General features: G+C 73.3%; 14 protein-coding genes. 10 read left to right on the top strand and 4 right to left on the bottom strand.

Annotated features, from left to right (window positions below):
- The 6 genes from AB0F10_RS34285 to AB0F10_RS34260 all read left to right on the top strand — a co-directional run.
- The coding region (locus AB0F10_RS34285; RefSeq protein ID WP_360634788.1) for a hypothetical protein at nt 1–804 on the top strand (804 nt) is incomplete at its 5' end.
- Nucleotides 801–2,645 (top strand): AAA family ATPase, encoded by a 1,845-nt coding sequence (locus AB0F10_RS34280; RefSeq protein ID WP_360634785.1) that lies wholly within the window; start codon nt 801–803, stop codon nt 2,643–2,645. The genes AB0F10_RS34285 and AB0F10_RS34280, both read left to right, overlap by 4 nt.
- On the top strand, nt 2,642–3,289 hold the full coding sequence (locus AB0F10_RS34275; RefSeq protein ID WP_360634782.1) for a 4Fe-4S single cluster domain-containing protein: 648 nt from the start codon (nt 2,642–2,644) through the stop codon (nt 3,287–3,289). The genes AB0F10_RS34280 and AB0F10_RS34275 overlap by 4 nt, the downstream gene beginning before the upstream one ends.
- Nucleotides 3,286–3,807 (top strand): FHA domain-containing protein, encoded by a 522-nt coding sequence (locus tag AB0F10_RS34270; RefSeq protein WP_360634794.1) that lies wholly within the window; start codon nt 3,286–3,288, stop codon nt 3,805–3,807. Before AB0F10_RS34275 ends, AB0F10_RS34270 begins: the two co-directional genes overlap by 4 nt.
- A 5-nt stretch (nt 3,808–3,812) precedes the next feature.
- Nucleotides 3,813–4,583, top strand: coding sequence for a protein phosphatase 2C domain-containing protein (locus AB0F10_RS34265; protein WP_360634791.1), 771 nt, complete (start codon nt 3,813–3,815; stop codon nt 4,581–4,583).
- Nucleotides 4,580–6,661, top strand: coding sequence for a protein kinase domain-containing protein (locus tag AB0F10_RS34260; RefSeq protein ID WP_360634779.1), 2,082 nt, complete (start codon nt 4,580–4,582; stop codon nt 6,659–6,661). Before AB0F10_RS34265 ends, AB0F10_RS34260 begins: the two co-directional genes overlap by 4 nt.
- Before the next feature lie 54 nt (nt 6,662–6,715).
- Here the strand turns inward: AB0F10_RS34260 and AB0F10_RS34255 are convergent, their stop codons facing one another.
- On the bottom strand, nt 6,716–7,357 hold the full coding sequence (locus tag AB0F10_RS34255) for an RDD family protein (protein ID WP_360634776.1): 642 nt from the start codon (nt 7,355–7,357) through the stop codon (nt 6,716–6,718).
- 65 nt (nt 7,358–7,422) lie between these two features.
- On the bottom strand, nt 7,423–9,444 hold the full coding sequence (locus tag AB0F10_RS34250; RefSeq protein ID WP_360634773.1) for a caspase family protein: 2,022 nt from the start codon (nt 9,442–9,444) through the stop codon (nt 7,423–7,425).
- A 110-nt stretch (nt 9,445–9,554) separates the two neighbouring features.
- On the opposite strand from AB0F10_RS34250, the gene AB0F10_RS34245 reads away from it, so the two are divergent.
- Entirely contained in the window at nt 9,555–10,250 is a 696-nt protein-coding gene (locus AB0F10_RS34245) for a Crp/Fnr family transcriptional regulator (protein WP_360634770.1), read from the top strand.
- A gap of 4 nt (nt 10,251–10,254) precedes the next feature.
- On the opposite strand, the gene AB0F10_RS34240 is transcribed toward AB0F10_RS34245, so the two are convergent.
- The gene (locus AB0F10_RS34240) at nt 10,255–11,640 is read right to left on the bottom strand and encodes a cellulose binding domain-containing protein (RefSeq protein ID WP_360634767.1); all 1,386 of its coding nucleotides are present in this window, start codon (nt 11,638–11,640) and stop codon (nt 10,255–10,257) included.
- Nucleotides 11,641–11,921: 281 nt separating this feature from the next.
- Here AB0F10_RS34240 and metH point away from each other — a divergent pair, with 281 nt between their 5' ends.
- Nucleotides 11,922–15,710: a methionine synthase gene (gene metH, locus AB0F10_RS34235; protein ID WP_360634764.1), complete on the top strand. Its 3,789-nt coding sequence runs from the start codon at nt 11,922–11,924 to the stop codon at nt 15,708–15,710.
- 10 nt (nt 15,711–15,720) lie between these two features.
- On the opposite strand, the gene AB0F10_RS34230 is transcribed toward metH, so the two are convergent.
- A complete protein-coding gene (locus AB0F10_RS34230; RefSeq protein ID WP_360634761.1) occupies nt 15,721–18,624 on the bottom strand; it encodes a CHAT domain-containing protein in 2,904 nt (967 codons plus the stop codon).
- Nucleotides 18,625–18,693: 69 nt separating this feature from the next.
- Between AB0F10_RS34230 and AB0F10_RS34225 the strand changes: the two genes are divergently transcribed.
- A complete protein-coding gene (locus tag AB0F10_RS34225; RefSeq protein ID WP_360634758.1) occupies nt 18,694–19,101 on the top strand; it encodes a hypothetical protein in 408 nt (135 codons plus the stop codon).
- 70 nt (nt 19,102–19,171) lie between these two features.
- On the top strand, nt 19,172–19,416 hold a 245-nt coding region (locus tag AB0F10_RS34220), incomplete at its 3' end, for a hypothetical protein (protein ID WP_360634756.1).

Raw genomic sequence — 19,416 nt, 5'->3', positions numbered from 1 at the left:
CCGCAGCGCGCGCCGGCGAGCGCCCCGACCGTGCAGGTCGCCGAGGCGCTCGAGCGCGTCCTGGCGCGCGTCGGCAGCGGCGTCCCGCCGAACGTCACCGGCATGCTGGAGCGGCGCGCCGCCGACGCGCTGCGGGCGCAGTCGGAGGCGACGGCGCTGCGGCTGCTCAACGACCTGCGCTACACCGTCGACCAGGAGAACGAGCGGGCCAGGCGGCGTCACGCCGCGCTCCGCGAGCTCGCCGGCCGGATGAACGGTTACAGCGGCGCCGCGATCGACGACGCGCTGCTCCTGATCGCCGCCGCGCACGACGACCCGGAGCCCGACCTGCCGGGCCTGTCCCGGACGGTCGACGACGCGGTTGCCGCCACCCTCGCCCCGCTGGTGCGCGACTACACCCGGCGTGCCCTGCGCGAGTCGCTCGAGGAGATCGGCTGCACCGTCGAGGAGGAGTTCGAGGTCGCGCTGGGCCGCAACGGGATGGCCCACGTCCGCGGTCCCGGCTGGGACGACCTCGCCGTCCGGGTACGCACCCGCGACGAGGACGGCTCCTACCACTTCAACCTGGTCGCGCCGGCCGACGGCGCCGAACCGGACGTGAACGCCGTCGAGCACCAGTGGTGCTCGGCGGTCGACCGCCTGATGCCCGCGCTGCACGAGCGCGGCATCGAGGTCGAGACGACACATCGCAGCGAGGAGGGTGACGCCGAGGTGCAGTACATCGATCCGGCCCGGTTCCCGTTCGAGAGACGGCGCCGCGACCAGCGGCGGGGCGAGCAGCGCCGGCGGGAGTTGCCGCGATGAACGCCTCGATGCCGGCCTGGCTGCGCGAGGTGCGAACCTCGCTGTCGATCAACTCGCAGGTCGTCCTGTACGGCAACGTCCGCGACGTCTTCCTGCTGCCCGCCGCGCACGGCTGGGAACCCTGCGACCTGCAGACCAGCCTGCACCGCATGCTCGCCGGCGAGGGCTATCCGCACCTGGTGGTCGCGGACGCCGTCGCCGGCCTCGGGGTGCTGCCGCCGGACCAGGTCACCGCCCGGGCCGCGGCGGAGGTGGTGCAGCGCGACCACAAGCCGCCGTGGGGCCCGTGGAAGGAGGCCGGCAGTCCCCTCGTCGCGCTCGGCGAGGTCATCGAGCGGGTGGTGTCCGCCGACCGGCGCGCCGCGGTCCTGATCGACTTCGCCTCCCGCCTGATGCTCGACGCCGCCCACCTGGAGCCGGCCGAGCACGCGTTCTTCGCGCGGTGCGACCGGCTCTCCCGGGTCGCGTACCCGAAGCCCGCGCCGACCGACCCGAAACCGTTCTACAACCCGGTGATCTGGGCGGTGAACAACGAACGGGACCTGCCGGTCTGGCTGACCGCCGGCAACGACGACCTCCGGAAGATCGCGATCCCGCTTCCGGAGTTCGGGGTACGCGAGACCGCGGCACGCTGGCTCGCCGGCGCACTGCCCGGATACCGCGACGCCGGCGAGGACGAGCAGCGCGAGCTCGAGAAGCAGCTGGCCGAGCAGACCCAGGGCATGACGCTGCGCAGCATGATGGCCATCGCGCGGCTGGCGGTGCGGATGGACACGCCGATCGGCGAGATCGACGACGCCGTCCGGTGCTATCGCGTCGGCGTGCACGACAACCCGTGGCGGGCGTCGCACCTGCGCAACCGGATGGAGAAGGCGTCCGACGTCATCGCCTCGCGGGTCAAGGGGCAGCGGGAGGCGATCCAGCGCTCGGTCGACATCCTGGTCCGGGCCGTCCTGGGCCTGTCCGGCGCCCAGGCCGGCGGCAACGTCTCCCGGCCCCGCGGCGTGCTCTTCTTCGCCGGGCCGACCGGCGTCGGCAAGACCGAGCTGGCCAAGGAGATCACCCAGCAGATCTTCGGTGACGCCCGCGCCTACACCCGATTCGACATGAGCGAGTTCTCCGCGGAGCACTCGGCCGACCGGCTGATCGGCGCTCCGCCGGGCTACGTGGGCCACGATGCCGGCGGCGAGCTCACCAACGCCGTGCGGCAGCGCCCCTTCAGCCTCCTGCTGTTCGACGAGATCGAGAAGGCCAACCCCCGGATCCTCGACAAGTTCCTGCAGATCCTCGACGACGGGCGGCTCACCGACGCCAGCGGTTCCACCGTGTACTTCTCCGAGACCGTGCTGGTCTTCACCTCCAACCTGGGCGTCACCGCCGAGGAGTACGCGATCCAGGCCGAGGCCGATCCGCTGCACGCGCCCTTCACCCGCGAGGAGCTGGAGAAGCGGGTACGCCGCGCGGTCGAGCACCACTTCACCACCGTCCTGAACCGCCCCGAGCTGCTCAACCGGCTGGGCGACAACATCGTGGTCTTCAACTTCATCGACCCCACGACCGCCGAGGAGATCTTCGACGTCCTCGTCGCCCACGTCCGGGACCGGCTGCGCACGGAACACCAGCTCGATCTCGTGATCGGTGAGCGGGTACGCGAGCGGTTGCTGGCCGACGCCACCCGCAATCTCGGCATGGGCGGCCGGGGCATCGGATCGCACCTGGAGAGCGCGCTGGTCAACCCGCTGGCGCGGGAGCTGTTCGGCTGCGGCGAGCTGCGCGGCCGGCGGGTGACGGTCACCGACCTGCGGCACACCGACGGGATCTGGCAGGTGGAGCTGGCATGAGACTGCAGCTGAACCGGGCGCACTACCCGGTGGTCGTCCTCGGCTTCGGCCGCCGGGCCGGGCTGTGGCTGCAGGGCTGCGGCATCGGCTGCGACGGCTGCGTCGCCCGCGACACCTGGGCGAGCGACCCGGCGACCGAGGTCGACATCGGTGCGGTGATCGACTGGTGCCGGACGCTGCCGGCGGCGCTCGACGGCATCACGATCAGTGGCGGGGAACCGTTCGACCAGCCCGAGGCCCTGCACGAGTTGCTGGTGGCGCTGCACGACTGGCGCTCCGGCCGGGATCGCGCCGTCGACCTGCTCTGCTACAGCGGGCGCACGCTGGGCGCGCTGCGGTCCGGGTTCGCCGCGCAGCTCGGCCTGCTCGACGCCGTGATCCCGGGGCGGTACCTCGCACACCGGGCGCCCGGCCTCCGCTGGCGCGGCTCGGCGAACCAGCAGCTGGTGCCACTCACCCCGCTGGGGCACGAGCGCTACGACGACGACATCGACCGGCCGGCCGGGCCGACCCGCATGCAGCTGGGCACCGACGGGGAGCGCGTCTACCACATCGGCGTACCGGCTCCGGGCGATCTGGCCGCGCTGGAGGCCGCGATGGCCCGGCGCGGGCTCGGCTACCGGGAGGCGTCGTGGCGCGGATGATGTGCCCGGGCTGCAAGGCGGACATGGCCGCCGCCACGCCCTACTGCCCGGCCTGCTTCCTGACGCCGGTGCCCAGGCCGCAGCAGGACGAGGCGGCGCCGGCGGCCGCCGAGCCCCCGAAGCCGGGCGGCGGGTCGTGCCTCGACCCGGACTGCCGGCATGGCGGCGAGGCGCCGCCCGACGGGTGCCGGCAGTGCGGGATCCGCGTGCGGGCCGCGGCGATGGCGCTGCGGTTCGACTGGGGACCGGTCGCCGTCGGCACCGACCGGCCCCTGGTCGTGGGCCGGGAGGACTCGCCGATCGCGGACCGCCTCGGCGAGTACACCAACATCTCGCGGCGGCACGCCGAGATCCGCTGCGACGGGACCACGTTGACCGTCGTGGACCTGAAGTCGACGAACGGCACCTTCATCAACGACGAGCGCATCGAGCCGGGCACGCCGGCGCGGGCCCGGCCCGGCGACCGGGTCCGCTTCGCGGCGAGGCTCGAGGCACTGGTGACGGGGGACGATCGGTGAGCTCGATGAACCGGGTGGACATCGTGGCCGTGACCCATCGCGGCCGCGAACGCGAGCGCAACGAGGACACCGTCGCGGTCGCCGGATTCCAGTCCGGCGCGCTGGAGGGCCAGCCCGTCGGGTTCAGCGTCGCGGCCGTGCGGCCGGTCACCCTGCTCGTGGCGGACGGCCTCGGCGGTCACCCCGAGGGCGGCCGGGCCAGCCGGCTGGCCGCCGCCGTCGTGGCCGACGCGGCCGCGTCCCTGCACACCCCCGACGCGGTGGTGAGCACGGTCGCCGCCGCCAACGACGCGATCTACCGGGAGATGGCGCACGTGCCGGGCTGGTCCCGGATGGGCGCCACCATCGTCGTGCTGGTCCTGACGCAGGGGCGGGCGATCTGCGTCAACGTCGGCGACAGCCGGTGTTTCCTGCTGCGCGGCACCGACCTGGTCCAGCTCACCCGGGACGACTCCCCCGCACCGCCGGCCGGCGCCACCGCGGTGGCGACCGTCGTGACGCAGACCCTGGGCGGCCGGCCGGCGCGGACCGCGGTCGAGCCGCACGTCTATCGGACCGCGGTCGAGCCCGGCGACCGGTTCCTGCTGTGCAGCGACGGGCTCACCGACGAGCTCGATCCCGGCCGGATCGAGAAGGAGCTGGTCGAGACGGCCGATCAGCGGGCGGCGGTCGAAGGGCTGCTGCGCGCCGTGCTGGACGCGGGCGCGCGCGACAACATCTCCATCGTGGTGGCGGACATCCCGCGATCAACGGCGCAGGAAGGAACTCAGCAATGACCGACGAAGGGTACGACGCGCCGCGCACAGTGCTCGACGCCCCGTCCACCGGACGCCACGCCGCCCCGGGGACGACCCGCGACGGCGCGCCCGGCACCACCCGCGACCGCGCACCCGGCACCACCCGCGACGGCGCGCCCGCGACCACGTACGACGCACGCGTGCCGCGCGGCAGGGTCGCACCGGATCGCCCGTACCTGCGCGTCAACATCCCGCCGGCGCTGGCGGAGCGGTTCGACGTCGACCGCGAGCTCGGCTCCGGCGGCGAGGCGGACGTGCTGCTGGTCACCGACCGGCTCAGCCGCGAACAGCGGGTCGTGCGGCTGTACCGCCGCCAGGACATCCCGCTGGAGACCGAGAAGCTCGACCGGCTGTGCCGGGCGGACCGCAAACACCTCGTCGGCCTGCTCGAGTACGGCAAGGGCGAGGGCTACATCTGGGAGATCCTCGAGTACGCGGCGGAGGGCTCGCTCGAGGAGCTGACGAAACGGCGGCCCGGCGCGTGGAGCCCGGACCAGGTGCTCCAGGTGTTCGACCAGCTGGCGCCCGCCATCGCGTACGCGAACTCGCTCGGCATGGTGCACCGCGACATCAAGCCCGGCAACATCCTGATCCGCTCGCTGCAACCGCTCGACCTGGTGCTCGCCGACTTCGGGCTCACCAAGTTCCTCGCCGCGACACGGCACATGGGCACCACGTCGCGCACCTCCGCGTACGCGCCGCCGGAGGCGATCAGCGGGCAGGCGTCACGGTCCTGGGACTGGTGGTCGCTCGGCATCGTCATGGTCGAGATGCTGACCGGGCTGAACCCGTTCCAGCGGCCGGACGGCACCTGGCAGACCGACGCGATGATCCTGTCCGAGCTGACCACCCACGACATCGACCTGGCCGGCGTCGCCGACGCCCGGTGGCAGCTGCTGTGCCGGGGCCTGCTCACCCGCGCCCCGGAGCAGCGCTGGGGCGCCGAGCAGACCGAGATGTGGCGTCGCGGCGAGACGCCCGAGGTCGCCGAGCCGGCCCGGCCGAAGGCCCGCAAGGCGGGCGGCGGCACGTACGTCTTCGGCGGCACCGGCTACGACGAACCGATCGCGCTCGCCGCCGCCCTGCGCGCCAACTGGGACGAGGGCCGTCGCCTGATGGCCGGGCGCAACGTGAGCGCCCCGCCCTACCTCGCCTTCCGGGACTGGCTCGTCCGCAACGAGCAGACCGAGGCCGTACGCGCCCTGGACGGCGGCGTCTCCGAGCGGCCCGAACGCGGTCTCATGCAGGTCATCCTCGCCCTCGACCCGGACTCGCCGCCGGTCTTCGCCGGGCAGCGCCTCGATGCCGAGCACCTGCACGCGCTCTCCCGCGAGGCCATGATGAACCCGCAGGGGCGCGGCCTGCTCGAGCTGGTCTTCGCCGAGGGCATCCTGACCATCTGCGACGGCATGCCCGGGTGCGACGGCTACGCGCTGCTGGACGATCGCTGGCACCGGTCGGTCGAGGCGGCCCGCCTCAGGTTCGGTCAGCGGCGCCTGCAGGTGTCACCGGCGGACCTGCAGGCGATGCTGGTCCAGTTGCTCGTCACCGCGTTCGAGGGCCAGCAGGGCACCTTCGCGGAGGCCGCGTACAAGGCGTCACAGGACGAGATGGCGCGCCGGCAGCAGTGGTTCCGGGATCTGGCCGGCGAGCGGGCGGAGCCGGCGACGGAGGCGGCCCAGCACGCGGTGATCATCATCAGCGCGCCGATCGCGGCGCGCCAGACCAGCGATCAGATCGCCGAGGCGGACCGTCAGCGGATCGCGCACGAGCAGCGGCTGCGATTCGAGTCCCGCGCCCGGATCGACCGGATCAGCCCGCCGATCGCGGTGCTCTGCGGGGTACTGGCGGTCTGTATCTGGTACGTGGCACCGGTAGCCGGCCCGGCCGCGGTCTACTTCGGGGTACGGGCTCGGCGCACTTCCCATCGGGCGGCTTCGACCTGGGGTATCGCGCTGGGCGGGATCGGCGTCATCCTGTTCGCGGTCATGGTGGTGGCCGGACTCGCCGCCGGCCCGGCCGGCACGGGCGTCGTCACCCCCACCACGACGCCCTGAGACCGGCGCCCGCGGGCCCGCGGCCAGGCCGCGAGCCCGCATCCGGGGCCGTGGCTATCCGACCCGGACAACCGAGCCGGCCATCTGGTCGTGCAGCGTGCGATGTTCCGGGCCGAAGACCATGCAGGCGTCCAGCAGCGAGAACAGGCCGAGCGTGACCGCGCCGAGCGGCCCGAACAGCAAGAACCGGATCAGGAACTCGCGGACCGCCATGCGGTCCCAGCCGAACGCCTCGCCGGTGCCGGCGTCCGCCACCACGTAGCCCAGCAGCGACTTCGCCGGCGACTGCCCGTTGGACCAGGTGACCGCGGACCAGATGAGCCAGCCGATGCCGAAGGTGAACATGATCAGCATCAGGTCGAGCATCGCGGCGCCGAGGCGGCCGGCCGGCGACACCAGTTGGTATCCCGCGGCTCCGGGCCGGTTCGGCAGCGCCGCCGGGTACACCTGCTGCACCGCCGCGGGGTCCTGCTGCACGGCGGGCAGCGCGAGCGAGCCGTACTCGCCGGTGTACGGCCGGCCCTCCTGATACGGGGCCCGCTGGTACGGCGCCTGCTGATACGGGGCCTGCTGATAAGGAGCCTGCTGGTACGGGGCCTGCTGGTACTGGGCGGGCGGGGCCGGGGGCGCCGACGCCGGCGGGTAGGGACCCGGAGGGTACACCGGACCGCGGTAGCCATCGATGGGTTCACTCATGGGCACTGCTCCTCCATGTGGCCGCCCGGCCGCGTCTTTCGCGGGCCCGGCGGCGCTCGCACCGGTCACCGCTGATCTGACGGACGGGAGGAGCCGGCGCGGGCGGCCGCGCCCGGCACGGACGTCCGGATCTCGACGGTCTTGACCGTCCAGTCGGCCACCGTGTCCGGACCGATGCCGCCGTCGCGGCGCGCGGCGATGAGGCCCAGGCGGCCGAGCACGCCGCGCAGACCCGGCCCCGCGGACCGCGGCGTGCCGGCCGAGCGGGTCGTCTCCCCCAGCCTGGGCAGGTAGAAGGCCTCCGAGCTGAACTCCTCCTCGGAGGCGAGCAGCATGAACCAGTCCGTGACCGAGCTGCCCGGCGTCTCCGGGCGGTCCGGCGGCAGCGACATGGTGATCGGCCCGCCCCGCCCCGCGACGGTCGCCCAGTTCTCGCGCACGAAGGCGCCCTCGAAGAGGTCGGGGTCCATCCGGAAGCGATCGGTCAGGTCCAGCAGCACGCAGTACAGACGCTGCGGACCGGTGTTGCGCACGCGCACGAAGATGGACGGCGGCGACCATCGCGAGCCGGTACGGCGATAGTGGAGCTCCGTCTCGCCCGCGGGCAACGCCGGCCGGCCGGCGGGCAGGGTCCGCTCGCCGGGCAGGGCGGGCACGATCTCGAGGTGGATCTGATCGGCCAGCGGGGAGCTCGGGTTCGTGAGGGTGCGTACCTGCAGCCAGCGCGCGATGTGCTCGGCGTCGCCGACAGTCCGGGCCACCCCGGCGTCGTCGTCGGCGACCGGCGGCGTCAGCGGCGCGTGATCCGCGCTGGTGATCCGCAGCTCCCCGGACGCCGAACGCCGCAATCTGAGCAGCTTGTCGGCGTCGGCGGCCGCCTCCCGCGGCACGACGCGCACGTGCGGTGACGGGCCGCCGCCCGGGCCGGCGGTGCGCACCGCGGCGGTGATCCGGCCGGCGAGGAGCGGGTCGTCGTGGACGACGACGGCGACGGGCGGGAACGGCACCTCGGTGAGGACCAACCGGTACTGCGCCCTGACGTCCGGCTCCCAGCCCACCGGCTCGACGGTGCTCCGCAGGGTGTCCGCCCGCACGACCCGGACCTGCCGGATCGGCCGGACGCCGTGCACCGCCAGCCGGGTCTCCTCGCCGGGAACGAAGACCAGGCCGTGCAGCGTGCCCATGTCGATCTCCCAGTCCCGGCGGAGGTGCCGCATCGTCACGCCGGCCGCCGGCCGGTGCAGGCTCCCGCCGAGAAACTCCCGATCGGCCAGGTCCCGGTCCGGGGTCTCCAGGGCCGGCAGCTGCTGCCGGAAACGGGCCTCGACCAGGGCCCGGGCGTGGCTCCACACCTGACGGTAGGTGCCGCCCGGCCCGATCCGGCCCAGGGCCCGGCCGATCGCGTGGCTGAACACGCCGTGCACCACGCCCTCGCGGCGCGCCTCGTTGGCGACCTCGTGCTCCTGGCACGCGGCGAGCGCGATGTGCCGCACCGACCGGTCGCCCGGTCTCGGCCGGGCCGGATCCTCGGCGGCGCGCACCAGCTCGGGCAGGAGCCGGGTCAGCAGCGGCGGCTGGTCCAGGGCCTCGGCCAGTCGCGGCGGCAGCCCGGCGGGCGGCTCGTGCGCCGGGCCGCGCATGCCGCTGCGCGAGTGGCAGCTGTCCAGCACGGACACCAGCAGCGCACCCCCGCTGACGACCTCCTCGACGAGCAGCGCGAGCTCCTTGTCGTACAGGTCGGGCACGTCGCCGGTACGGCTGTCGTGACAGACCAGGGTCTGGCACGAGCCCGACTCCTCCGCGTACCAGATCTCCTTGGGCAGGGGGGCCGTCGAACCGTGCCCGCTGAACCAGAGGAGCGCGGTGTCGCCCGCCCGAGCCCGCCCGAGGTGGTCGCGGAACGCGGAGATCACCGCGGCTCGGGTTGCCTGTTCGTTGCGCAACACGACGGGGGCCGGATCCGCCCCGCCCGTCCGCTCCCGCAGCAGGCGCGCGGCCAGATCGACGTCGTTCGAGCAGCCCCGCAGCTCGGGCCGCACCGCCAGGTAGCGGTCGATGCCGACGAGAAGCGCATACAGCCGTGGCACGGGCGATCGGTCCCCTCGGTCGTGGGCAGGACGGCAGGCCGCCCGCCGACCGGGTTCTGACGGACCGCGCTCGGGTCGCCGGGCGTCGGGCCCGCGGTTAGGCTCCCGGTGTGACCGACCCCCCGCGCCGGGCCGCTCAGCAATGGACGCCGCGGAGCCTGCTCGCCGGGCTCGATCCCGCCGCGACGGTGGAGCTGATCTCGCTGGGCCAGGCCCGGTCCGTCGAGACCGGCCGGTACATCCTCCGGGAGGGCGATACGGATACCCAGGTCGAAGTGATCATGGCCGGCTACTGCAAGGTGTCCATGCTGACCTCGCAGGGGCACAAGGCGCTGATGGCGGTGCGCGGCCCGGGCGACGTGATCGGCGAGCTCGCCGGGCTGGGCGGCGCTCCCCGCAACGCCACCGTCGAGGCGAGCGGGCGCGTCTCGCTGGTGACCATCGCCGGCCCGGTGTTCCAGCGCTTCATCGCGACGCACAGCGCCGCGGCGGCCGAGATGACCGGGGTGCTCGGCCACCGGCTGGCCTGGTCGAACCGCCGCCGGGCGGACGCCGCCTACCCCGTCGAGGTCCGGCTGGCCCGCCTGCTCACCGACCTCGCGGAGATCTGCGGGCGGCCGTCGCCGCAGGGAACCGAGCTGCTCGTGCCGCTCACCCAGGGCGAGCTGGCCAGCATGATCGGCGCGGCGCTGCCCACGGTGCAGCGCGCGCTCGCCGCCCTCCGGCGGGAGGGCCGGGTGGACACCGGGTACCGGCGGCTCGTCATCACCGACCGCGACGCCCTGGCCGGGCCGGCCTCCGGATAGCCGTTCAGGCGGCGGCCGTGCAGGCGGTGCCGTTGAGGGCGAACCCGGCCGCCCCGGTCAGATTGCTGTCGGCGATGAACCCGAAGGCGGTGGAACCGGCCGCGGGGATCTGGGCGTTCCAGGCGACGTTGACCGCCTCGGCGCCGGCGCCGGACTGGCTGGTGGTCGCGTTCCAGGACTGGCCGATCCGCTGGGTGCCGGGGAGGGTCCAGGTCAGCGTCCAGCCGTCGACCGCCGCCGCCGAGGTGTTGCGGATCGTGACGTCGAACTGGGCGCCGGTGCCCCAGTCGCTGGTCCTGGTGTACGTGACCGCGCAGGCGGACCCGCCGGGCGCCGAGGGGGTCGCCGACGGCGTCGTGGTCGTGCCGGTCTTCTCGGTGATGATCGGGGTGAGTCTCGTGGCGATCGCCGCGTGGCCGACGTCGTTGGGGTGCACGCTGTCGCTCAGGCCGTCGGCGGGCAGCCAGCCGTCGGTGGCTACGAAGTAGGTGTTGCGGTCGCCCGCGGCGGTGACGGCCTGCACGGCGGCCTGCGTCTGTGCGGCGTACCGCTTGGTGAAGGTCTGCAGGGCCAGGATCGCGGCCCGCGGGTACTTGCCGCGGATGTCGCGCAGCAACTGGGTGTACACGCTCTGGAACGTGGTGCTGCTGACGCCGTGCCCGACGTCGTTGGTGCCGAGGTTGATGACGACGGCGTCGGCCTGGTAGCGGGTGAAGTCCCACAGCGGCGAGCCGGCGGCCGTGTTGTTGCGAAGGAACCGGTCCGCCATGCCGGTGCAGCCGTCGGCGGCGCTGACCAGGCAGGCTCCGCCCTCGGCGATCTGGGTGTGGGCGGCGCCGAGCCGCTCGCCGGTGAGCCACCCGTACGCGGTCAGGGCGTTCTTGGACGAGGTGGTGCCGACGGTTATCGAGTCGCCGATGAACTCGATCAGCTTGGCCGGGCGGGGCGCGGCGATCGTGGTGGCGCCGCTGTCGAGGGTGAGGCCCCGGAAGACGGCGTCGCCGTGGTAGGAGCCGGCGACCACCCGGTAGGACACGCGCAAGGTGTGATTGCCGGCGCGCAGCGCGGTCGGCGTGAGGTTGACCGTGCCGCTCACGTTCTGCAGGTAGACGTCGGCGCCGCCGTCGATGCTGTAGTAGAGGTCGATGGCGGAGCGCTGCCTGAGCGCCACCCGGGTCCCGGTGAAGCCCGTGACGAGGTAGGCGCCGGCGAAGTGCGGAACGGGTGCCGCGGGGTCCGCGAAGTCCCAGCGGCCGTGGAACGCGATGTTCGGGTCGCTCGGGGAGCCGTCGCCGGCCGCGGCCTGCGCGGCGGGCGCGAGCAGCCAGCCGGCGAGGCCGAGGAGCAGCGCGGTGGCGACGATGATGAACGCGGTCGGTCGCCGTCGCATGGCGGTCTCCTCACGGGCCTGGGAGCGCTCCCATAGAACGCCCGCACGCATTGTCGTTCATCAATTCGATTGATGTCAATAAAGTAGTCGCGGGTCCGGGCGGGGTGGCCCGTGACACAGAGCAAGGTGCTTCACGCCACAGAAAACGCCGCGCAACCTCGTTGGCGGTTTGGCGGCGCAAGCTGACAGACTGCCGTGATGCCCTGAACTGCCGGCCGCGGCACCCCGCGCCGGCAGGTGGGCCGACCGACCGCGTACCGCCTGTCTTACTGAGGAGCCTCGTGTCTGAGTCGTCCCTGCGCCCCGATGCGACCCCGGAGCTGACCGAGCTTTTGCGGTCGCGGATCCTCGTACTCGACGGCGCCATGGGCACGATGATCCAGCGGCACGGCTTCAGCGAAGAGGACTACCGCGGCGAGCGCTTCGCGGACTGGCCCAGCGACGTCAAGGGCAACAACGACCTGCTGACGCTCACCCAGCCCGCGGCGATCAGCGCGATCCACCGCGACTACCTGCGGGCCGGCTCAGACCTGATCGAGACGAACACCTTCAATGCCCAGCGGATCTCGCTCGCCGACTACGGCATGGAGGAGATCGCGTACGAGATCAACTTCGAGGCCGCCCGGCTGGCCCGCGCCGAGTGCGACGACGCCACGGCCGCCGACCCGGGCAGGCCGCGCTTCGTGGTCGGCGCGCTGGGCCCGACCAACCGCACGGCCTCGATCTCGCCGGACGTCAACGACCCCGGTGCCCGCAACGTCACGTACACGGAACTGGCCGACGCCTACCTCGAGCAGGCCAACGGCCTGGTCGACGGCGGCGCCGACATCCTGATGATCGAGACGATCTTCGACACCCTGAACGCGAAGGCCGCGATCTTCGCGCTCGAGACGCTGTTCGAGGAGCGCGGCCGGCGCTGGCCGGTAATGATCTCCGGCACCATCACCGACGCGTCCGGGCGCACCCTGTCCGGCCAGGTCACCGAGGCGTTCTGGCACTCGGTGCGGCACGCGAAGCCCCTGCTCGTCGGGCTCAACTGCGCGCTCGGCGCGAGCGAGATGCGGCCCTACCTGGCCGAGGTGTCGCGCCTCGCGGACTGCTTCGTGTCCTGCTATCCCAACGCGGGCCTGCCCAACCAGTTCGGCGAGTACGACGAGGTGCCGGACCAGACCGCGTCGATCGTCCGCGAGTTCGCGCAGAGCGGGCTGGTCAACGTCCTCGGCGGCTGCTGCGGCACGACGCCGGAGCACATCGCGGCGATGGCCGGCGTCGTCGACGGCCTGCCGCCGCGGGTGCCGGTCAGCGCCACCCCCGCACTGCGGCTCTCCGGCCTCGAGCCGCTCACCGTCGTGCCGGAGTCGCTGTTCGTCAACGTCGGGGAACGCACGAACATCACCGGCTCGGCGAGGTTCCGCAACCTCATCCGCGACGGCAACTACCCCGCCGCCCTGTCCGTGGCCCGCCAGCAGGTCGAGAACGGCGCGCAGGTCATCGACATCAACATGGACGAGGGCATGATCGACGGCGTCGCCGCGATGGACCGCTTCGTCAAGCTCATCGCCGGCGAGCCGGACATCAGCCGCGTCCCGCTGATGATCGACTCGTCGAAGTTCGAGGTCATCGAGGCCGGGCTGCGCTGCGTGCAGGGCAAGCCGATCGTCAACTCCATCTCGATGAAGGAGGGCGAGGAGAAGTTCCGCGCCCAGGCCCGGCTGTGCCGCAAGTACGGCGCCGCCGTCGTCGTGATGGCCTTCGACGAGCAGGGCCAGGCCGACAACCTCGAACGCCGCAAGAGCATCTGCGAGCGGGCGTACCGGATCCTGGTCGACGAGGTGGGCTTCCCCGCCGAGGACATCATCTTCGACCCGAACATCTTCGCGGTGGCGACGGGCATCGAGGAGCACGCGAACTACGGCGTCGACTTCATCGAGGGCACCCGCTGGATCAAGCAGAACCTGCCCGGCGCGCTGGTCTCCGGCGGCGTGTCGAACGTGTCCTTCTCGTTCCGCGGCAACAACGCGGTCCGCGAGGCCATCCACGCCGTCTTCCTCTACCACGCGATCGCCGCCGGCATGGACATGGGCATCGTCAACGCCGGCGCCCTGGTCGTCTACGACCAGGTCGACCCGGTGCTGCGCGAGCGCATCGAGGACGTGGTGCTCAACCGCCGCCCCGACGCCGCCGAGCGGCTGCTGCAGATCGCCACCGAGTTCGCCGGCGACGGCAAGAAGGCCGAGGCGGTCAACGACGCCTGGCGTGCCCTGCCCATCGAGGAGCGGATCACCCACGCGCTGGTCAAGGGCATCGACGACTACGCCGAGGCCGACACCGAGGAGCTGCGCGCGCTCATCGAGTCCCGCGGCGGCCAGCCGATCGAGGTCATCGAGGGTCCGCTGATGGCCGGGATGAACGTCGTCGGCGACCTGTTCGGCGAGGGCAAGATGTTCCTGCCGCAGGTGGTCAAGTCCGCCCGGGTGATGAAGAAGGCCGTCGCCTACCTGATCCCCTACATCGAGGCCACCAAGTCGCCCGACGAGGCGAGCCGCAGCAACGGCATCATCGTCATGGCGACGGTCAAGGGCGACGTGCACGACATCGGCAAGAACATCGTCGGCGTGGTCCTGCAGTGCAACAACTACGACGTCATCGACCTCGGGGTGATGGTGCCCGCCGAGAAGATCCTCGACGCGGCCAAGGAGCACGGCGCCGACATCATCGGGCTCTCCGGGCTGATCACCCCCTCGCTCGAGGAAATGGTCAACTTCGCGACCGAGATGGAGCGCCGGGGGCTGGAGATCCCGCTGCTGATCGGCGGCGCCACCACCTCACGGGCGCACACGGCGGTCAAGGTCGACCAGAAATACCACGGGCCGGTCGTCTGGGTGAAGGACGCCTCGCGCTCGGTGCCGGTCGTCGCCGCGCTGCTCTCCAACGAGCAGCGGCCGGGCCTGCTCGCCGACATCCAGGCCGACTACGACGCGCTGCGCGAGCGGTACGCCGCCCGCAGTGACGCCAAGGTGATGCTGCCGATCGCCGCGGCCCGCGCGAACCACACCCCGATCGACTGGACCGGCTACCGCCCCCCGCGCCCCCGCCTGCTCGCCGCGCAGTCGCCCCGGCTCCACCAGGACGGCCGGCCCGCACCGGCGGCGCACCCGGTCGTCAAGACCTTCACCGACTACCCGCTGAGCGAGCTTCGCGACTACATCGACTGGCAGCCGTTCTTCAACGCCTGGGAGATGAAGGGCCGGTTCCCGGACATCCTCAACAACCCGGCCAGCGGCGAGGCCGCGCGGCGGCTCTACGATGACGCCCAGGCGATGCTCGACCGGCTGATCGCCGAGAAGTGGATCACCGCGGCCGGCGTCATCGGGCTGTTCCCCGCGAACACCGTCAACGACGACGACATCGAGCTCTACACCGACGAGGACCGCACCGAGGTGCTGAGCACCCTGCGGGAGCTGCGTCAGCAGAGCGAGCACCGCCCGGGCGTGCCGCACCGCAGCCTGGCCGACTTCGTCGCGCCCAGGCAGACCGGCCTGCAGGACTACGTCGGCGCCTTCGCGGTGACCGCCGGCCTGGGCATCGCCGACAAGATCCAGGAGTTCAAGGCGGCGCTTGACGACTACAGCGCGATCCTGCTGGAGTCGCTCGCCGACCGGCTGGCCGAGGCGTTCGCCGAGCGGATGCACGAGCGGGTCCGCACCGAGTTCTGGGCATACCAGCCCGACGAGAAGCTCGACAACGCCGAGCTCATCAAGGAGAAGTACGTCGGCATCCGGCCCGCGCCGGGCTACCCGGCTTGCCCGGAGCACACCGAGAAGCAGACGATCTGGCAGCTGCTCGACGTGCAGGCCAACACCGGCATCGAGCTGACCGAGAGCATGGCGATGTGGCCCGGAGCCGCCGTCAGCGGCCTCTACTTCTCGCACCCGCAGTCTCAGTACTTCGTCGTCGGCCAGATCGGCCGCGACCAGGTCGAGGAGTACGCCGGGCGCAAGGGCTGGACCGTCGCCGAGGCGGAGAAGTGGCTCGCGCCCAACCTCGGCTACCGCTCGGACAACGAGTAGGTTCCCGCCCTCAGGGACCGGTGTGGATCAGCGCGGCCCACAGGTCGGGCCGGTCCGGATGGCTGCGCCGAACCCGGCCGAGCGCCTCGTCCAGCGCCTGGGCGGCGGAGCCGGAGTCCGGCCCGCCGCCGGCCGCGAGGCTCGCGTAGACGTCGGCGGCCACCTGGGCCGCCACCGTGTCCGTGACCGCCCACTGGCTGCCGATGACGTGCCGGAAGCCGGCCAGTTGCAGCGCCGCGGTGAGGTGGATCGTCTCGTCCGGCAGGTCCCGGCCACCGGCCGCGGTCCGGCAGGCGGAGAGGTACGCCAGGTCGGACACCCCGGCGGCCCGCGTACGGGAGGCCGTGCCGAGCCGGGCGACCAGGTCCAGCACGCTGAGCCGGCCGTCGGTCAGCCGCAGCGCGCCGGTGCTGGGGTGCTCGAAGTCCTGCTCGCCGTGGCAGGCGAGGTGCGCCCAGCTGTGCTGCTCGAGTGCCGCCAGCACCGCCTGGGTGGTGGCGCTCGCCCCGGCCAGGATCCGGATGCCGGGCACGTGCGAGCTGACCGCGCGCAACTCGTCGCTCACCGCCGGCAGCGGCGGCTGCCCGGGCAGATTCCCGACGCCCACCGCGAACGCCCGCGGCGGCCGCGGCGGCGCCGGCCCGGACCTGGCGCGGAGCAGCGCCGACAGGCTCGGGGTGTATGACGACACGCAGCGGGCCGCGACCGAGAGCCGGCGCCGCTCGGCGAGCGGCCTCGCCGCACCGAACCGCCCGGCCGCGTGCAGGGGCAGCATCGTCAGCGGCCCGGCCGGGCACCACCAGACCCGGTGCCGCCGGTCCGGGCCGGTGTCGGCGATCTCGTCCAACGCCGCGCACACCGGCTCCGCCACGGTGTCCCACAGCCAGCGCTGGATCGAGATCAGCGTCTGGCGGAACGCCGCCCGGGCGACCGATCCGCGGCCTGCCTCCACCTCCCGCTGCGCCGCGAGCAGCGCGGCGGCACGACGCTGCGCGGCGTCGTGCGCCAGCCAGGGCAGGGGGACCTGCCGAACGCCGCCCTCGGTCACGATGAGCGCGTCGCTTCGCCACCTCGACGTGTTGACCAGGATCACCGCCCCGCCGCGCGCCGCCTGCCGGAGGGTGCCGAACGTCGGCGGACTCAGGAAGCCGGCGAAACCGGGGTGCCGGCGGGCCTCGGCGAGCAGCGCCTCCCAGCGTTCCGCCAGCCGCCTCCGGCGTCCCGAGTCCCCGGCGCCCGGCCGGACCGGGTCGCCGACGGCCGCGTCCAGCAGGTCGAACCCCAGCCCCCAGCCGCCCGAGGCGCCCGCCGCTGCGGGGTCCGCCATGGTCAGCGACGCCCCGGTGCCGTCCAGGTCCCGGCGGATCTCGTCGAGGTCGGCCGCCAGCTTCGGCGCCACCGCGGCCAGCGCGGACAGGTCGCTGCGCGTCTGCAGGGCCTGCGACCAGAGCACCTGGCGGCCCTGCTCCAGCAGCTCCACCGCGCGCTCGGGATGTCCGGCGGCGAGCGCCCAGGCGGCCGCGTCGCCGGCCAGGCCCGCGGCGGAGGCCAGCCGCTTCTCCTGCACCGAGCGGTCCAGGCCACGCCAGGCCAGCAGCGGCAGCAGCCCCACCGCCGTGCTGTAGGCCTCGAGCGCCAGCCCGCTGTCGCGCTCCTCGGCGGCGGCGAGGGCCCAGTTCCGGGCGGCGGTCATCCGGATCTCGATCGGGCCGACCGCGGAACCGGCCGCCGAACGCCACAGGCCGACCGCCGCGTCCAGGTCGGCCGGGTCCCGGTCGATCAGGTGCCGGATCCGCAGCGCCGAGCCGAGGATGCTCAGCGCCCGGGCCCGGTCCGGGTTGCCCGGCGAAAGCTCGGCCACGGCGGCCCTGCCGATGTCGACGGCCCGGCGCACGCCCGCCGGGTCGCTGCCCAGGCGGGCCTGGAAGAGCAGCAGATTGGCGAGGTTGGCGAGGTGGCGGGCCTGGCGCTCGCCGCCGCTGACCGTCTCGACCGCCTCCCGGGCGTAGCGGACCGCCTCGTCCATCTCGTCCGCCGACTCCGCGTCGAGGGCGCCGATGAACAGCACCACCGCGTGATTGGCGAGCACCTGCGAGAACTGCCGGCGCAGCCGGTCGTCCCTCGGCAGCGCCGCGACGAGCTCCCGGCTGATCCTGATCGCCTCCGGCCGGTCCGATTCCGGGCCGTCCCCGCGGTAACCGCGTTGCATCAACGCGAAGGACAGGATGCCGTTGAGCCGGATCCAGCTGGCGTGCGGGCTGGCGACGATCGCCAGGCCCTCGCGGCAGTGCACGATCGCCTCGTCGATGTCGGCCTGGTCGCCGGTGCGGGCGAAGCGATGGGTCAGTGCGGCCGCCAGGCATTCCCGGGCGGCGAAGACGTCGTCTGGATCATTGGAGCGCCCGATCAGCCGGCCGAGCCGGACCGCCGTGTCGATGTCCGCCAGCCGGCCGAACCTCTCGAAGCTGAGCTGGTACGCGGGAGCGCACTTCACCAGCACCTCGACCCGGGCGGGGTCGGCCGGGTCGACGGCGTCGATGGCCGCCGTCGCGTACCGCATCGCCGCCGACAGGTCGGGCGCCCGATGGCCCGCCTCATACCGCGTGCTCGCCACCCACGAGAGCTGTGCCTGCATGAACGGCCACATCGGAGCGCCGGCCGGGGTCGCCGCGGCCGCCGCCTCGGCGTAGGACGTCGCCGCGTCGAGGAACCCCGCCGCACCGGACGCGCGGCCGCGCAGCGCCAGCACCTGGGAGAGATCCACAAGGGTCTCCGCCCGATACTGCCCGGCGGCCTGGGCGCGCAGCAGCCGCTCCGCCTCGATCAGGGCGGACTCGTCGCCGTGGCTGTCGAAGGCCTCCACCAGCTCGCGCACCCGCGCGGACGGATCGGCGGCATCCCCCGCAAGAGGCACCGGTTCAGTACATTCGAGGACGGCCGGGGCGTCAAGCCACTCGGAAGCGGCCGACGGGAGGGGTCCAAGATGGAGGTTCTGCCCGACGGCCGGGACCGGCTGCTGCTGGCGACGCTGTGCGCGGCCCTGCCCACCCTGCGCGAGCGGGCGGAGGCCGGGCTGTGGTCCGACGAGCTGGACGAGATGGTCGGCGAGATCGCCGCCGGCCGGCCCGTGGTGGAGGTGTGCAGGCGGCTCGGCCTGCTGACCGAGGAGGAGAGCCGGCGCGGGCCGGCCTGGACGTCGGAGCCCGGTTCCGCGCCGGGAACGCCGGGCGTCGAGAACGCACACCTGGCCGGCCTGGCCGAGGTGATCCTCGACGGCGACTACCGGTGTCCGCAGACCCGCTGCGTGCGCCGGGGCCACCGCGACGACCGCGGCCGGGTTCCGGTCTGCTCGCTCACCGCGGCGCCGATGACATTCCGGTCCGGCGCATGACGGTACGGGCCATGACGGTGCGGGCCATGACGGTGCGGGCCATGACGGTGCGAGGCCGACGGAGGATGCCGTGATCGATGCGCTGCTCGGTGAGGTGGGCCGGCGGTTGTCCGACCGGTGGCTGACCCGCGCCCTCCTGCCCGGCCTGCTGTGGTGCGCGATCACCGCGTTCGCGGTGCTGCCGGGCCGCGGCACCGTCGTCGACGTGCGCGGCGCGGCGCTCGCCGCGGCCCGCGCCCTCGACCACCTGCGCGAGCACACCAGCCTCGGCGTGGTGTGCGGGCTGCTGACCGTCGCCGCGGCGACGGGCGCGGC

The sequence above is a fragment of the Actinoplanes sp. NPDC026623 genome, assembly GCF_040638275.1.
In the GTDB taxonomy this organism is placed as follows: domain Bacteria; phylum Actinomycetota; class Actinomycetes; order Mycobacteriales; family Micromonosporaceae; genus Actinoplanes.
This window is presented reverse-complemented; position numbering and strand designations above follow the sequence as displayed.

Bases quoted from the DNA above. Each gene is read 5' to 3' on its own strand.
- AB0F10_RS34280 (WP_360634785.1), top strand. From the start codon at position 801: ATGAACGCCTCGATGCCGGCCTGGCTGCGCGAGGTGCGAACCTCGCTG.
- AB0F10_RS34275 (WP_360634782.1), top strand. From the start codon at position 2,642: ATGAGACTGCAGCTGAACCGGGCGCACTACCCGGTGGTCGTCCTCGGC.
- AB0F10_RS34270 (WP_360634794.1), top strand. From the start codon at position 3,286: ATGATGTGCCCGGGCTGCAAGGCGGACATGGCCGCCGCCACGCCCTAC.
- AB0F10_RS34265 (WP_360634791.1), top strand. From the start codon at position 3,813: ATGAACCGGGTGGACATCGTGGCCGTGACCCATCGCGGCCGCGAACGC.
- AB0F10_RS34260 (WP_360634779.1), top strand. From the start codon at position 4,580: ATGACCGACGAAGGGTACGACGCGCCGCGCACAGTGCTCGACGCCCCG.
- AB0F10_RS34255 (WP_360634776.1), bottom strand. From the start codon at position 7,357: ATGAGTGAACCCATCGATGGCTACCGCGGTCCGGTGTACCCTCCGGGT.
- AB0F10_RS34240 (WP_360634767.1), bottom strand. From the start codon at position 11,640: ATGCGACGGCGACCGACCGCGTTCATCATCGTCGCCACCGCGCTGCTC.
- AB0F10_RS34225 (WP_360634758.1), top strand. From the start codon at position 18,694: ATGGAGGTTCTGCCCGACGGCCGGGACCGGCTGCTGCTGGCGACGCTG.